Below are 14,637 nucleotides of genomic sequence, written 5' to 3'. Positions count from 1 at the left end.
CGTTGACTGGAAATTCGGGCTGGCGGAGAGGGAGGGATTCGAACCCCCGATAGGCTTGCACCTATGCCGCATTTCGAGTGCGGTGCATTCAACCACTCTGCCACCTCTCCTGAAGGCGCCATGTAGAGGCAGGGCCCCTGTGGTTGGGGGCGTTAATAGGCGAGGATGGCGGGCCAGACAAGGCGCGAAAGGGGAAAATCCGCTGCCTGTTTCGCCCGCTGCCCGGGCTTTTCGGCACGGGCGCTCCGGAAAGGCGGTGCGGATTGCCGGGTTGAGCGTTTTGTCGGGCGAATCGGAGGCCGCCTTGCGCGACAACGGTTCTGCCTTGGGGGCAGGAACTGCGAGGGAGCATCGGACGATCTTGGCCAATGGGTGCAAAATGCCATTGGCAATCCCAGCGCGGAGAGACCCTCTCCCCGGCCCTCCCCCGCAAGCGGGGGAGGGCGCAGCGCCGGTGGGGCGGGGCCGGATTCGAAGCATGTTCGGGAAAACGGGGTGGGACCGCCAGACGCGGTAAACACTGGCGGTCCCGGTGCCGCTCATTGAAATTCTGGCTGGGAAGGGCGGCTTCGCCGGCCAGGTGGAAGCGACGGTTCGACCCTAGCGTGCGGCGGGCGCGCCGCAACGCAATCCGGTCCTTAACCTAACCGGTCAAGGTTACTCGGGGGGACGGTTCGGCGATGGCGCCGACGGCGCGGCGGGCGCTTCTGTCCGGAGGGGTCCCAACGCGGAGGCACCCTCTCCCCGGCCCTCTCCCGCAGGCGGGAGAGGGAGTGGACCTCCGCCGTGGCGGCGATCGCACCCAGGGAGAAGCAGCGGCTAGTCGCCCTTCTTGCTGTCCTTGTCCTTTTTCTTGCCGTTGTCCGCGTCCTTGCCGTTCTCCTTGCGGCGGTTGGTGAAGCGGGCATTGCCGAGGCCGGTGCCGATGGTGAGCACGCCCCAGCGATCGACGTCCTGCATGAACGGCACCTCGGAGAGGCCCTGCACCACGCCGTCATTGTGCATCAGGATCGCGGTGTCGTGCTCGCCTACTTGCGGAATGCCTTCGAGCAGGCTCGCCGGCAGGTTGAACTTGCTGCTCTCCCAATTGCCCGGCAGATTCTGCGCGCCCTTCTCGATCGAGCCGTCCGCGTTGATCACGCCGGGACAGGCGATGCCGATGAAGGGGGCGAGCTTGAAGCCGTCCTTCTCGGCCTCCGTGATCAGCCCCTTCAGCATCTTGGTGAGCCGCTTCACCGCGCCTTCGCGCGTCGGCTCGTCGTCGGCATGACGCCACAGCTCGGATTTCACCACCTTGGCCTTCGACAGGTCTTTTGCCTTCTTCCAGGCCGTTTCCACGAGGCCGCAGCGGATATTCGTACCTCCGATGTCGACGGCGAGGATGCTGTCATGGGCCTCGAAGATCCAGGACGGCGCCAGATGCAGCGCGCCGATCAGGCCGGCTTCATCCGGGTGATGGCGGATCGGCATCATGTCGATCTTGAAGTCCTCGGATTTGAGGATGATCTCGGTGCGCGCGATCGCGAGCTCGCCGAGCCGGGAATCGCGGAAACCGCCGCCGACCACGATGCGCTCGGTCTTGGCCCAGGCTTTTGTCTTCAGGAAGCGGCGGGTGACGTAAGCGAGCTCCTGGGCGAAATCCTCGATGGCGCTGTGCACCAGCGCGGAGGCCTCGGTGTCGTCACCGACCAGGATCGCATCCAGCGTCTTCTTGCTGATGTTCTCCGACGGCTCCTTGCCGAACGGGTCCTCGCCGGTCTTGCGCAGCGGCTTGCGCCAGCGGTCGAGGATGTCGCGGAACGCGCCCTTGCTGGCGCGGTCGCCGAGAAAGCCGTCCTCGTCCTTCATCTCGATGTTGAAGCTGTCGATGTCCACCGACGGCAGCCGCTCGGCGCCGTGATGGGCGATGCCCGTCGTCGTCTTGACCAGTTCGTCCGTTGCCATTGAAGAGCCCTTGCCCGCTGACCTGTTCCGGCCTGACTAACGGCGCGGGAACCGGTTTGTTGCAAAGCCAAATCGAGATTCGGCTGAGGGCCGCGAGAGAGCCAAATCCTTCAAATCCGGGCGCTTTTCGCCGGCTTTTCCTTGACTCTTGCTTGACTCTTGGCTGATCGCGGCTATAAGTCCCACAACCGGCGCGGGGCGTTTCTCGCGCCGCTTGTTTTTGCGTGGTTTTCAAAGGGATAAACCCTGCCCGCACAAAACTCGTATAAACCCTTAGCGACTGACAAAAAGCCGGCCCCGACGTAGCAGTCGCGAGGCCGGGATTGAACACGGAGAAAAAAACGATGTTCGCAGTCATCAAAACCGGCGGCAAGCAATACCGCGTCGTGCCGGATGATGTTCTCGAAGTAGGCAAGATCGAAGGCGAAGTCGGCTCGATCGTGCAGCTGAATGAAGTTCTGGTGGTCGGCGGCGACTCGCCGGTGCTGGGCGTTCCGACGGTGGCAGGCGCCTCCGTTGCGGTCGAGGTGCTCGACCACAAGCGCGGCCCCAAGGTCATCGCGTTCAAGAAGCGCCGCCGCAAGAATTCGCGCCGCAAGCGCGGCTATCGCGACGAGATCACTGTCTTGCGCATCAGCGAGATCCTGACCGACGGCGCCAAGCCCACCAAGGGCCCGCGTCCGAAGAAGGAAAAAGTGGCGAAGGAGCCGGCAGCGGAAGCCGCCGAATAGCTGAAATCGATCACGCCAATTCACGAATTGATGCGTGAGAAATTTTGAAATGATTCCGTCAAGGAATTGACCTAGAACTACGCAGGATTTCGGAGACGAGCCATGGCTCACAAAAAAGCAGGCGGTTCATCGCGTAACGGACGCGATTCCAAGGGCAAGCGCCTCGGTATCAAGGCGTTCGGCGGGGAGGTCGTCACTCCCGGCAACATCATTGCGCGTCAGCGCGGCACCACCTGGCACCCCGGCCTTAATGTCGGCATGGGCACGGACCATACTCTGTTCGCCAAGATCGAGGGTCGTGTTGCGTTCCAGGCCAAAGCCAACGGCCGCACCTTCGTATCGGTACTCCCGATCGCAGAGGCTGCTGAATAGACGGTGGATCAAATTGGAGTCCGCCGGTCCCGACTGAACCGGCGGAGTCCAGATCACAGAGATCGAAGGCTCCAGGGGGAGGCGGGAAACCGGCCTCCCCTTTTCTTTTGACTTGCTCACTTTGACTTAGTGACTTTCTAGCGGAGCCGGACATGTTGCAGGATTTCTCGAGCGTGACCTTGGCTGAGGCGAGACCTGGCGTCGTCGCCACCGAACGGCTGACCTTGCGGCGGCCGACGCTTGCCGATGTCAGGACCATCGCCCGGCTCGCCAACGACCGCCGCGTCGCGGAAAACACCCGCCGCCTGCCGCATCCCTATTCGCAGGACGACGCCGTCGCATTCATCCGCGCCACCGCCGCGCTCGGAGCTGAGACCGTGTTCCTGATCGAGCACGATACCAATCCGGTCGGCATGGTCGGCATCGACTGCTCCACGCCCGGCAATGCCGAGCTCGGCTATTGGCTCGGCGTCGAGCATTGGGGCCAGGGCTTTGCCACCGAGGCCGCGCGCGGCGCGATCGACTTCTTCTTCGAGGAATTCGAGGACGAGCATCTCTATGCCGGCGCGCGCGTCACCAACCCGGCCTCGCGCAAGGTGCTGGAGAAGTGCGGCTTCCAATGGAGCGGCGTGCAGCTGCATCGCTTCCTGGCGCTGGGCTCCTCGACGCCGGTCGACTGCTTCCGCCTGTCCCGCGGCGTGTGGGCCTCGCTGAAGAGCTGGAGCAGCGCGCGGCGGATGAGATAGGCAGGGCGGCGCTTACCCTCCCCGTCCAGGGGAGGGTGGGCATCACGCCGGCGGATTCACTTCGGCGCTCTCGCGCCCGAGATCCCTCTCGCGCAGATAGATGTAGAACCCGGCGCCGATGATGATCGCCGCGCCGATCAGCGTGGCGACCGAGGGCACGTCGCCGAACACGACGAAGCCGAAGATCACAGCCCAGACGATCATCGAATATTGATAGGGCACGACGACGCTGGCCGGCGCCAGCTTGAGCGAGCGGTTGACGCAGAACAATGCCGTCACCGAGACGACCCCCGCCAGCGCGAAGAACACCAGGCTGCCTGGGGTCGGCGGCACCCAGTTGAACGCCGACAACACGGCGCCGAGCGATAACGTGCCGATGAATTGCGAGGACGCCATCACGATATCAGGCGTCTTGCGCAGGCTGCGCGTGATCAGCATCAAGGTCGCGAACGACAGGCTGCCGCCGAGCGCGATCAGCGCCGGCAGGCTGACGGTCTGGGCCGAGGGCCGCAGCGCGATCAGGACACCGCAGAAGCCGATCAGGATCGCGGTCCAGCGCCGCCAGCCGACCTTCTCGCCCAGAAAGATCGCCGACATCGCGGTGACGAAGATCGGGCCGGCGAGATAATAGGTGATGACGTCGGCGAGCGGCAGATAGACGGTCGCAAGGAAGAAGGCGGCAACCTCCAGCGTCGACAGCACGACGCGAAACAGCTGCAGGCGGGGCCGCTCCAGATGCAGGAACTGGTGACGCTGCGTCCAGATCAGCGGCGACAGCAGCAGCAGCGCCGCGCAGGCGCGCAGGAACAGCAGCTGCCCCACCGAATAAGTCCCGACCAGGAACTTGCCCATGGCGTCGCCGAACGAGAACATGAAGATCGACAGCACCATGAGCGCAATGCCGGCGAGGCGCGCGGAGCGATCGTCATAGGCGGAGAGGTTCTTGAAGATGGGCATTGGCGCCGTTGTAATGCCATGAGCAATACGGACAAGCCCGCCACGCTGAATTGAACGGATTGTCGCACTCTTCGCATCGCAGTAGCGATAAACGCCACATCGACAAAACGAGCTTTGACATGACCGATTTCGACCCGACCCGGCATCGCATGATCCCCACGCAACGCTGGTTTGAGGATTTCGTCGTCGGCGAACGCTTCGTGCTGCCGAGCCGCACCCAGACCTCGGCGATCTTCGCGGCGTTCCAGACCGCGAGCGGCGACACCCATCCGGTGCATTATGACGTGGAATATTGCCGCAGCCGCGGCATGCCGCATCTGCTCGCCCACGGCTTCCAGACCCTGATCCACACCGCGCCCGGCGCCGGCCTGTTTCCGTTCATGGTCGAGGACTCCCTGGTCGGCTTCCTCGAGCAGTCGAGCCGGTTTCTCAAGCCGGTGTTCGCCGACGACACGATCTATCCGGCGCTCGAGGTCATCGAGCTGGTGCCGGGCCGCACGACCGGCGCGGTGACGCTGCGCAGCACCGTGTTCAACCAGCGCAAGGAGCTGGTGCTGGAGGGAACGCAGAAATTCCTGATCCGGAAGCGACCGGCGGGTTAAGCAAGGGCCGCAATTCGCGGAATTTCGGCCGATTTGCGAGTCCATCCGGGTTGCCGCAGGGGGCCGGCTGGCCTACCTATGGCCCATGAAATTCCTCGACGAAGCAAAGGTCTATATCCGCTCCGGTGACGGCGGGAACGGCTGCGTGGCGTTCCGCCGCGAAAAGTTCATCGAATTCGGCGGCCCCTCCGGCGGCAATGGCGGGCGCGGCGGCAATGTCATCATCGAGGTCGCCGACGGCCTCAACACGCTGATCGACTACCGCTATCAGCAGCACTTCAAGGCCCAGAAGGGCGAGAACGGCTCGGGCTCGGACCGTCACGGCGCCAACGGCAAGAACATCGTGCTGAAGGTGCCCATGGGCACGCAGATCTTCGACGAGGATCGCGAGACGCTGATCCACGACTTCACCAAGGTCGGCGAAAAGTTCGTGCTGGCCGAGGGCGGCAATGGCGGCTTCGGCAACGCACATTTCAAGTCGTCGACCAACCGCGCGCCGCGCAACGCCAATCCCGGCCAGCCGGGCGAAGAGCGCTGGATCTGGCTGCGGCTGAAATTGATTGCGGATGCCGGCCTCGTTGGTCTGCCCAATGCCGGCAAGTCGACCTTCCTCGCCAAGGTCAGCGCGGCCAAGCCCAAGATCGCCGACTATCCATTCACCACGCTGCATCCGCAGCTCGGCGTCGTGAATGCCGACGGCCGCGAATTCGTGCTGGCCGACATTCCCGGCCTGATCGAGGGAGCGCATGAAGGCGCCGGCCTCGGCGACCGCTTCCTCGGCCATGTCGAGCGCTGCCGCGTGCTGCTGCATCTGGTCGATGCGACCTGCGAGCATGCCGGCAAGGCCTACAAGACCGTGCGCACGGAGCTCGACGCCTATGCCGGGCAGCTCACCGACAAGATCGAGATCGTCGCGCTGAACAAGATCGACGCGGTCGAGCCGGACGAGCTCAAGAAGCAGAAGGACCGGCTGAAGCGCGCTGCGAAGAAGACGCCGCTCTTGATCTCCGGCGTGACAGGCCAGGGCGTGAAGGAAGCGTTGCGCGCGCTGGCCGAGGTGATCGGCGAGGCTCCGGTGTCGGCCAAGGCGAAGAGCGCGGCCGAAGCGGAGCCGTGGTCGGCGTAGTCTCATTGTCGTCCCTGCGAACGCAGGGACCCATACCGCGTGATCTCTCGATTGCGGATAATCGCAGTACCGAACTACGAATCTTCGCCAAACTACTCCCTGGGGTTATCGGTCCCTGCGTTCGCAGGCACGACAGCGGTGCGTGCGGCTGGGGCATGCACCTCACTGTCTTGTCTTCGCGCCTCCAATATCGCAGCATCACACAATCAAGAAACGGCAGGGATGACGCATGGCGCGCGCGAAGAACGTTCTCTGGATCATGTGCGACCAGCTTCGCTATGACTATCTCGGCTGTACCGGCCATCCCACGCTGAAGACGCCGAACATCGACGCCATGGCCAAGCGTGGCGTGCTGTTCAGCAAGGCCTATGTGCAATCACCGATCTGCGGGCCCTCGCGGATGTCGTTCTACACCGGCCGCTACATGCGCTCGCACGGCTCGCACTGGAACGGCTGGCCGCTGCGTGTCGGCGAACCCACGCTCGGCGATCACCTCAACAAGATCGGCGTGCGCAACGTGCTGGTCGGCAAGACCCACATGGCTCCTGATATCGAAGGCATGAAGGCGCTCGGCATTCCCCCGGAATCGATCATCGGCGTGCACGTCGCCGAATGCGGCTTCGAGCCTTATGAGCGCGACGACGGCCTGCATCCCACGGGGCGGCCGCGCCCGAAATATGACGAGTATCTGCGTCAGCACGGCTTTGAAGCCAGCAATCCCTGGGAGCACTGGGCCAATTCGGGCGCGGCGGAGGACGGCAGCTTGCAGAACGGCTGGCTGCTGGTGCATGCCGACAAGGCCGCGCGCGTGCCGGAGGAGCATTCCGAGACGCCCTATATGACGCGGCGCGCGATGGACTTCATCAGCGAAGCCGAGACCGACGGCAAGCCGTGGTGCCTGCATCTGTCCTACATCAAGCCGCACTGGCCCTATATCGCGCCGGAGCCCTATGCCAGCATGTATTCGACGGATGACATGATTCCGGTGATCCGCTCCGAGCGCGAGCGGCAAAATCCGCATCCGGTGTTCGGCGCCTATATGGACATGCGCTACTCCCGCAACATGGCGCGCGACGATGCCCGCGAGAAGGTGATCCCGACCTATATGGGCCTGATCACCCAGATCGACGACCAGATGGGCGTGCTGATGAAGTTTCTGGAGGCGCGCGGCCTGCTGGATACCACCATGATCGTGTTCACGTCGGATCATGGCGATTATCTCGGCGATCACTGGATGGGCGAGAAGGACCTGTTCCACGAGCAGTCGGCGAAGATCCCGCTGATCATCATCGATCCCTCCAGGGAAGCCGACGCCACGCGCGGCACACGCAGCGACGCGCTGGTGGAAGGCATCGATCTCGCGCCGACCTTCGTCGATTATTTCGGCGGCAAGGTGCCCGGCCACATCCTCGAGGGGCGCTCGCTGCTGCCGCTGCTGCGCGGCGAGAAGCCGTCAGACTGGCGCAAGGTCGCGTTCTCCGAATACGACTATGCCATGCAGGACGTCAGGTTGAAGCTGAACCAGCCGATCGAACGCTGCCGCCTGTTCCTGGTGTTCGACGGCCGCTGGAAATACATCCACGCCTCCGGCTTCCGCCCGATGCTGTACGACCTCGAAACCGATCCGGAAGAGTTTTTGGATCGCGGCGACGACCCGGAGTGTGCGGCGATCATCGCGCGGCTGCAGGCCGAGCTGTTCGACTGGGCGCTGCATCCGAACGACCACATCACCACGCCGCACGAGAAGATCGCGGCCTATGCCGACAACCAGCTCCAGGTGAAGAACGGCGTTTTGATCGGCATCTGGGATGAGAACGAACTCGCCGCGATCAAGGACGGCATCGCGCAGCGCGGAAAGATGTGAGCGAGCGGAACGAGGCCCTCTCCATTCGTCAAGCCCGGCCATGACGGCTGAGTGTGTGGCGCCGCAGGAGACTCAATTCTCGATCTTGTAGCCCGTCGCCTTGACGATTGGCTGCCACAACGCGGTGTTGGCGGCGAGCTCCTTGGTCAATCCGTCCGGGGTGGAGCCGACCGGAATGAGCCCGATCGCCGTCAGCTTCTCCCTCACCTCGGGCTTTGTCAGCGCCGCGCTCGCGGCCGCACCGAGCTTGCTCGCAAACTCCGGCGGACTGCCGGCGGGAAGCCACATGCCGTACCAGGCGTCCGCGACGAGATCGATGCCGTTCTCCTTCAGCGTCGGGACTTCAGGCGCGAACGGCGAACGTTCCGCGCTCGAGGCCGCGATGATCTTCACACCCTTGGCACGATGTTGCGGCAGCGCGTCGGCCAATGTCACGATGCCGAATGAGATATGGCCGCCGACGAGATCGTTGAGGATCGGCGCGCTGCCGCGATAGGGCACGCGGGTCAGGGGGATGCCGAGGTCCTTTTCGAGCTTGGAGCCCATGAAGTGCGGAATGGTGCCGTTGCTCGGCACGCCGAACGAGGTCTTGTCCGGATGCGCCTTCAGCCAGGCCACGAAGCTCCTGAAATCGGAGGCCTCGACCGCCGCATTGATCACCAGCGCGAATTCGAACCGCGCCAGCAGTGACACCGGCATGAAATCCTTCGCCGTGTCGAAGCTCGGCGTCGTCTCCACCATCGGCAGCAGGTACATGGTGGGGCCTGTCGTCACCAGCACCATGCTGCCGTCGGGGCTTGCGCCCTTCACCGCCTTGATGCCGATCAGTCCGTCGCCGCCGGTGCGGTTTTCGACCACGATGGTCCGCTGCAGCGCCGGCGCCATCTCCTGCGCGATCAAGCGGCACAGCGTGTCGCCGCCGGCCCCCGCGGCGAACGGGAAGATGATCTTGCTCAGCCCGGCCTGCGCGTGCACGTCGCCGGCCTGCGCCAGCAGCGGCAGAGCGACACATCCGGCCATGAATTCGCGGCGATCCATGCGCTTCCCCTTTTGACCCCATTTTAGTTGGCATCAATTAGAACCAGAGCCGCGCCCCGGACAAGGCCGACCTTCGCCGTTTATCATGCGTCGCCATCCTTGCCGCCTTGCGCCGGCCATCGTCCTGCTGCAAAAGCAGGCCCATCGGCGCCGCTTTCTCGCTCCGCCGTCGCCAATGCAGAGCAGATCGTCCAGGCGCCCTAGTACACATAGACACATGGCCAGCCCCGAACTCAGTCAATTCCGCCGCATCGTCGTCAAGGTCGGCTCAGCGCTGCTGGTCGATTCCGACAAGGGCGAGGTGCGGGCGTCCTGGCTCGCCGCGCTGGCCGACGACATGGCCAAGCTGCACAAGGAAGGCCGCGACGTCCTCGTCGTCTCCTCCGGCTCGATCGCGCTCGGCCGCAGCCGCCTCAAGCTGCCGCGCGGCCCGCTGAAGCTGGAAGAGAGCCAGGCCGCCGCCGCAGTCGGCCAGATCGCGCTGGCGCGGATTTGGTCGGAGGTGCTCGGGGCGCACGGCATCGGCGCCGGCCAGATCCTGGTGACCTTGCAGGACACCGAGGAGCGCCGCCGCTATCTCAACGCGCGCTCCACCATCGGCAAGCTCCTGGAATGGCGCGCCATTCCCGTGATCAACGAGAACGACACGGTGGCGACCAACGAGATCCGCTACGGCGACAACGATCGCCTCGCTGCGCGCGTCGCCACCATGGCGAGCGCCGACCTGCTCGTGCTGCTGTCCGACATCGACGGGCTTTACGACGCGCCGCCGAAGAACAATCCGAACGCCAAGCTCATTCCGGTGGTCGAGAGCATCTCCTCGGAGATCGAGGCGGTGGCTGGCGACGCCGAATCCGAGCTGTCGCGCGGCGGCATGCGCACCAAGGTCGAGGCCGCGAAGATCGCCACGACAGGCGGCACCCATATGCTGATCGCCTCCGGCAAGATCGAGCATCCGCTGCAGGCGATCGCCGATGGCGGCCGCTGCACCTGGTTTCTGACGCCCGCCAATCCCATCACGTCGCGCAAACGCTGGATCGCGGGCACGCTGGAGCCGAAAGGCACGCTGACCATCGATGCCGGCGCCGTGACGGCGCTGCGCGCCGGTGCCAGCCTGCTGCCGGCCGGCGTGATCAAGGTCGAGGGCCAGTTCGCCCGCGGCGATGCCGTGATCGTGCGCGGCCCCGACACCAGCGAGATCGGCCGCGGCTTGATCGCCTACGATGCCGACGAGGCCGAGCGGATCAAGGGTCGCTCCTCCCCCGACGTGATGGCCATCCTCGGCATCAGCGGCCGCGCCGAGATGATCCACCGCGACGATCTGGTGGTGGGCGGGTAAGAGCGGACAGGTCGCCAACTATTGCATGTCGTCAGCGCCGATATCCTGCCGGCCATGCATGACCCGGACGACCTCAACACCGTCGGGTGTGGGTACGTAGAAAACCAGGTAGTTGCCGACCGGAAAGCTACGTAACTCGGCGCGCAATTCGCTGCGATCACGGCCGGCAAACGGCGACTCTGCCAGCATATCGAATGTTGCATCGATGCGATCGATCAGCGTATCGGCCGCTCTCACACTTTCCGCGGCGATGTAGTCCCAGATCGCCATAAGGTCGACTTCTGTCTGCGGACTCTTAAGTGGTCTTTTTGGCATTTTTAGCCGCCAGACGCTTCCGACCCTCTGACTTGATCCGCTCGAACATGTCGCCGACCTCCTCCATCGGCCCGCTGTCAAAGCCCTTCTGGATTTCCTCCCGCAGCGCTTGCAGCTTGAGCTTGCGCTGTTCTTCGCGCTCCTCAATCAAGCGAAGACCTTCGCGCATCACCTCGCTCGCGCTGGCATAGCGCCCGCTCTCGACCAGACCATCGATCAGGTCCTCGAAATGCTTGCCGATGCTGTAGCTGCTGGCCATTGGGGGCTCCGATATCAAATAATGATAATTGTTGATATTTTGGGTGTTCGCAAGGATCGATCGAGCATTCGGCGCACAACCCGGCCATTGGCCGAACGGCGGCGAACCGAGGCCCTGCCATACCCGCCCCGCCCTTCGCAGGCCCGGGATTTCCGTGCTAGGACACCGCCTTAGCAGAAGGTTGAAACTCCCATGGCCGCCCCCCTCAAAGCCGTTGACGGCACTGCCGATCTTCAGGCGCTGATGTCCGATCTCGGAACCCGTGCCCGCGCTGCCGCGCGCGTGCTGGCGCTGGCGCCGCCGGAGCAGAAGAACCGGGCGCTGGAGGCCATGGAGCGGGCGATCCGCGGCAACGCGGCCGCCATTCTCGCCGCCAATGCCGAGGACGTCGCGGAGGCCCGCGCCTCCGGCAATGCCACCTCCTCCTTCATCGACCGCCTGACGCTGACCCCGGCGCGCATCGAGGGCATGGCCGAGGGCATCGGCATCGTGCGCGGTATCGCCGATCCCGTCGGCATCGTCACCGAGAGCTGGCAGCGGCCGAACGGCATGACCATCGAACGCGTGCGCGTGCCGCTCGGCGTCGTCGGCGTGATCTTCGAGAGCCGGCCCAACGTCGCCGCGGACGCCGGCGTGCTGTGCCTGAAGTCGGGCAATGCCGTGATCCTGCGTGGCGGCTCCGACAGCTTTCGTTCGTGCCGCGCGATCCATGAATGCCTGGTGCAAGGCCTGCGCGAAGCCGGCCTGCCCGAAGCTGCGATCACGCTGGTGCCGACGCGCGACCGCGCGGCGGTCGGCATGATGCTGTCGGGGCTGAACGGCGCGGTCGACGTGATCGTGCCTCGCGGAGGAAAAAGCCTCGTCGCGCGCGTCGAGCAGGAAGCGCGCGTGCCCGTCTTCGCGCATCTCGAAGGCGTCAATCACGTCTATGTCGATGCCAGCGCCGACCTCGCCATGGCGAAGTCGATCGTGCTCAACGCTAAAATGCGCCGCACCGGTGTCTGCGGCGCAGCCGAGACGCTGCTGGTCGATCGCGCCGCTGCCGGCAAGAATCTCAAGCCGCTGGTCGAGATGCTGCTCGAGGCGGGCTGCGAAGTGCGCGGCGACGACGCCGTGCAGAAGGCCGACGCGCGCGTAAAACCTGCCAGCGAAGATGATTGGGACACCGAATATCTCGATGCGATCATCGCGGCGAAGGTGGTCGACGGCGTCGACGGCGCGATCGCGCACATCCAGAACCACGGCTCGCATCACACCGATGCGATCGTGAGCGCGGATGAGGCGGCTGCGAACAAATTCCTGAGCGAAGTCGATTCCGCAATCGTGCTGCACAATGCCTCGACGCAGTTCGCCGATGGCGGCGAGTTCGGCTTTGGCGCCGAGATCGGCATCGCCACCGGCCGCTTCCACGCCCGCGGCCCTGTCGGCGCCGAGCAATTGACGAGCTTCAAATATCGCGTTCGCGGCACCGGGCAGACGCGGCCGTAACCGACGCAAGGCGCGGGGCATTGAGCAACAATTTCGTCGCGCCACGCTTCTTCGCGCAGGCCATACCAGCCCACACGTCGGGCATGCGTATCGGCTTGCTCGGCGGTTCGTTCAATCCGCCGCACCAGGCCCATCGCGCGATCAGCCAGTTCGCGCTGAAGCGGCTTCAGCTCGATCGCGTGTGGTGGCTGGTGACGCCAGGCAATCCGTTGAAGGAGAACGGCACGCTGTATGAGCTCGGCGAGCGCATGCAGGCGGCGCGCGACGTCGCCGACGACCCGCGGATCGAGGTGAGCTGTCTCGAATCCGTCATTCGCACCCGCTATACTATCGACACGATCAACACCTTGCGCCGCCGCCTCTCGGACTTGCGCTTTGTCTGGATCATGGGCGCCGACAACCTCGCTCAATTCCATCGATGGCAGGACTGGCGGCGCATCGCCGGCCAGGTGCCGATGGCGGTCATCGACCGTCCGCCGCAGAGTTTTCGCGCCCTCGCCTCGCCTGCCGCCAAAGCCCTAGCGCGTTACCGCCTGCCCGAGAACAAGGCAGCGCTGCTCGCGGATGAACCGGCGCCGGCCTGGGTGTTCCTGACCGGATTGAAGCTGAATCTGTCCTCCACGGGCCTGCGGAACCCGGACGGGAGCTGGAAAGGTACGAAGTGAGACAGAGTGTGCGGACGGGGGTGTCTCCGCCTCTCTGGCATATTGAAACCCTTAACCCCACATGATGTAGTGTAACCGGTGGGCGCCGGATTCGGCGTTCGCGATACAGTGAAAGGAATGGTCCCTGACCACATCTGTATTGTCCAAGTCAACTTCAGCGAAGTCAGCTTCAACGAAGTCTGTTTTACCCAAGGCAAAACCGGCGCGTAAAACACCGACCAAAGCTGCGGCCTTGAAGGCGCAACCCGACGCCGACAAGACGCTGAGCCTGATCCTCTCCCGCCTCGACGACATGAAGGCGGAAGAGACGGTCACCATCGACCTTCGCGGCAAATCGGCCTACTCCGACTACATGATCGTCACCACCGGCCGGGTGAACCGGCACGTCGGCGCGATCGCGGAGAACGTCGCCAAGGGCCTCAAGGAAAACGGCATCAAGAACATCCACGTCGAGGGCTTGCCCAATTGCGACTGGGTGCTGATCGATTCCGGCGATGTGATCGTGCACGTGTTCAGACCCGAGGTCCGCGAGTTCTACAATCTCGAGCGGTTGTACACGCAGGGCCCAGGGGCGGCGAAGGCGATCTAGGCTCATCGGGCCGATTTCGAATCGGCTGACGCGCATGCTAGCGTCGTGCGCGCGCTCGTTGCGCGCGGTCTTGAAACACGGCTCCGAAGAATCCATGCGTGTGGCTGTCATTGCGGTGGGCCGGCTCAAGCAGGGCCCCGAACGGGAGCTCGCCGACCGCTATTTCGAGCGGTTCGACGAGGCCGGTCGCAAGCTCGGATTCCGCGAGCTCGTCGTCCACGAAATCCCCGAGAGCCGCGCGCGCGACACCGCGACGCGGATGGCCGAGGAGGCCACGGCGATCTCGGCCCATATTCCGGAAAAATCGATCCTGGTGGCGCTCGACGAGCGCGGCCAGAATCTCGATTCTACCGTATTCGCACGGCATCTCGGCCGCTGGCGCGATGAAGGTGCCGGACATACTATCTTCGTGATCGGAGGGGCGGACGGACTTTCGCCCGAATTGCGCCGTAAGGCCAAGCTCGCGATCGCGTTCGGCTCTGCGACCTGGCCGCACCAAATGGTCCGCGTCATGCTTCTGGAACAGCTTTACCGGGCCGCCACCATTCTGGCCGGCCACCCCTATCACCGCGCGTGATGCGCGCCATAACGAGCATCTTTGC

General features: G+C 64.3%; 16 protein-coding genes and 1 tRNA gene. 11 read left to right on the top strand and 6 right to left on the bottom strand.

The genetic code is table 11. The features are described 5' to 3' along the window. Window positions 1–20: 20 nt before the first annotated feature. Both ML401_RS02120 and ML401_RS02115 read right to left on the bottom strand, forming a co-directional pair. Window positions 21–110 (bottom strand) — tRNA-Ser (locus ML401_RS02120). Window positions 111–819: 709 nt separating this feature from the next. Further along, on the bottom strand, window positions 820–1,944 hold the full coding sequence (locus ML401_RS02115; RefSeq protein WP_285809463.1) for an ROK family protein: 1,125 nt from the start codon (window positions 1,942–1,944) through the stop codon (window positions 820–822). Window positions 1,945–2,288: 344 nt separating this feature from the next. On the opposite strand from ML401_RS02115, the gene rplU reads away from it, so the two are divergent. The 3 genes from rplU (at window position 2,289) to ML401_RS02100 (ending at window position 3,793) form a co-directional block, all read left to right on the top strand. Further along, window positions 2,289–2,675, top strand: a complete 387-nt coding sequence (rplU, locus tag ML401_RS02110; protein ID WP_194405467.1) for a 50S ribosomal protein L21 — start codon at window positions 2,289–2,291, stop codon at window positions 2,673–2,675. A gap of 102 nt (window positions 2,676–2,777) precedes the next feature. After that, window positions 2,778–3,047, top strand: coding sequence for a 50S ribosomal protein L27 (gene rpmA / locus ML401_RS02105; protein ID WP_024338898.1), 270 nt, complete (start codon window positions 2,778–2,780; stop codon window positions 3,045–3,047). A 152-nt stretch (window positions 3,048–3,199) separates the two neighbouring features. After that, entirely contained in the window at window positions 3,200–3,793 is a 594-nt protein-coding gene (locus tag ML401_RS02100) for a GNAT family N-acetyltransferase (RefSeq protein ID WP_211415054.1), read from the top strand. A 42-nt stretch (window positions 3,794–3,835) separates the two neighbouring features. Here ML401_RS02100 and ML401_RS02095 read toward each other — a convergent pair whose 3' ends face one another. Beyond that, a complete protein-coding gene (locus ML401_RS02095; protein ID WP_259218591.1) occupies window positions 3,836–4,750 on the bottom strand; it encodes a DMT family transporter in 915 nt (304 codons plus the stop codon). A 119-nt stretch (window positions 4,751–4,869) separates the two neighbouring features. Here ML401_RS02095 and ML401_RS02090 point away from each other — a divergent pair, with 119 nt between their 5' ends. The 3 genes from ML401_RS02090 (at window position 4,870) to ML401_RS02080 (ending at window position 8,342) form a co-directional block, all read left to right on the top strand. Continuing rightward, window positions 4,870–5,352: a MaoC family dehydratase gene (locus tag ML401_RS02090; protein ID WP_212068968.1), complete on the top strand. Its 483-nt coding sequence runs from the start codon at window positions 4,870–4,872 to the stop codon at window positions 5,350–5,352. Window positions 5,353–5,437: 85 nt separating this feature from the next. Next, complete coding sequence (gene obgE / locus ML401_RS02085; protein WP_285809452.1) at window positions 5,438–6,478, top strand: GTPase ObgE; 1,041 nt, start codon at window positions 5,438–5,440, stop codon at window positions 6,476–6,478. A 229-nt stretch (window positions 6,479–6,707) separates the two neighbouring features. Beyond that, the gene (locus tag ML401_RS02080) at window positions 6,708–8,342 is read left to right on the top strand and encodes an alkaline phosphatase family protein (protein WP_285809451.1); all 1,635 of its coding nucleotides are present in this window, start codon (window positions 6,708–6,710) and stop codon (window positions 8,340–8,342) included. A 72-nt stretch (window positions 8,343–8,414) separates the two neighbouring features. On the opposite strand, the gene ML401_RS02075 is transcribed toward ML401_RS02080, so the two are convergent. Further along, window positions 8,415–9,380: a Bug family tripartite tricarboxylate transporter substrate binding protein gene (locus ML401_RS02075; protein WP_285809449.1), complete on the bottom strand. Its 966-nt coding sequence runs from the start codon at window positions 9,378–9,380 to the stop codon at window positions 8,415–8,417. A 217-nt stretch (window positions 9,381–9,597) separates the two neighbouring features. On the opposite strand from ML401_RS02075, the gene proB reads away from it, so the two are divergent. Continuing rightward, window positions 9,598–10,719, top strand: a complete 1,122-nt coding sequence (proB, locus tag ML401_RS02070) for a glutamate 5-kinase (RefSeq protein ID WP_285809447.1) — start codon at window positions 9,598–9,600, stop codon at window positions 10,717–10,719. An 18-nt stretch (window positions 10,720–10,737) separates the two neighbouring features. On the opposite strand, the gene ML401_RS02065 is transcribed toward proB, so the two are convergent. Both ML401_RS02065 and ML401_RS02060 read right to left on the bottom strand, forming a co-directional pair. Continuing rightward, window positions 10,738–10,989, bottom strand: coding sequence for a type II toxin-antitoxin system RelE/ParE family toxin (locus ML401_RS02065; RefSeq protein WP_249156527.1), 252 nt, complete (start codon window positions 10,987–10,989; stop codon window positions 10,738–10,740). Window positions 10,990–11,014: 25 nt separating this feature from the next. Beyond that, window positions 11,015–11,293 carry a type II toxin-antitoxin system ParD family antitoxin gene (locus tag ML401_RS02060; RefSeq protein WP_211415062.1) on the bottom strand — a complete coding sequence of 93 codons (279 nt, stop codon included), beginning with the start codon at window positions 11,291–11,293 and terminating at the stop codon, window positions 11,015–11,017. A 192-nt stretch (window positions 11,294–11,485) separates the two neighbouring features. Between ML401_RS02060 and ML401_RS02055 the strand changes: the two genes are divergently transcribed. The 4 genes from ML401_RS02055 (at window position 11,486) to rlmH (ending at window position 14,612) form a co-directional block, all read left to right on the top strand. Continuing rightward, the gene (locus ML401_RS02055) at window positions 11,486–12,781 is read left to right on the top strand and encodes a glutamate-5-semialdehyde dehydrogenase (RefSeq protein WP_211415063.1); all 1,296 of its coding nucleotides are present in this window, start codon (window positions 11,486–11,488) and stop codon (window positions 12,779–12,781) included. A 20-nt stretch (window positions 12,782–12,801) separates the two neighbouring features. Then, window positions 12,802–13,446: a nicotinate-nucleotide adenylyltransferase gene (locus tag ML401_RS02050; RefSeq protein ID WP_212068962.1), complete on the top strand. Its 645-nt coding sequence runs from the start codon at window positions 12,802–12,804 to the stop codon at window positions 13,444–13,446. Between the two features lie 232 nt (window positions 13,447–13,678). Continuing rightward, window positions 13,679–14,035 (top strand): ribosome silencing factor, encoded by a 357-nt coding sequence (gene rsfS, locus ML401_RS02045; protein ID WP_027515020.1) that lies wholly within the window; start codon window positions 13,679–13,681, stop codon window positions 14,033–14,035. Window positions 14,036–14,129: 94 nt separating this feature from the next. Next, entirely contained in the window at window positions 14,130–14,612 is a 483-nt protein-coding gene (gene rlmH, locus ML401_RS02040; RefSeq protein WP_194405456.1) for a 23S rRNA (pseudouridine(1915)-N(3))-methyltransferase RlmH, read from the top strand. The last annotated feature ends 25 nt before the right edge of the window (window positions 14,613–14,637 follow it).

This window comes from Bradyrhizobium sp. 62B (assembly GCF_030272265.2).
Taxonomy (GTDB): domain Bacteria; phylum Pseudomonadota; class Alphaproteobacteria; order Rhizobiales; family Xanthobacteraceae; genus Bradyrhizobium.
This window is presented reverse-complemented; position numbering and strand designations above follow the sequence as displayed.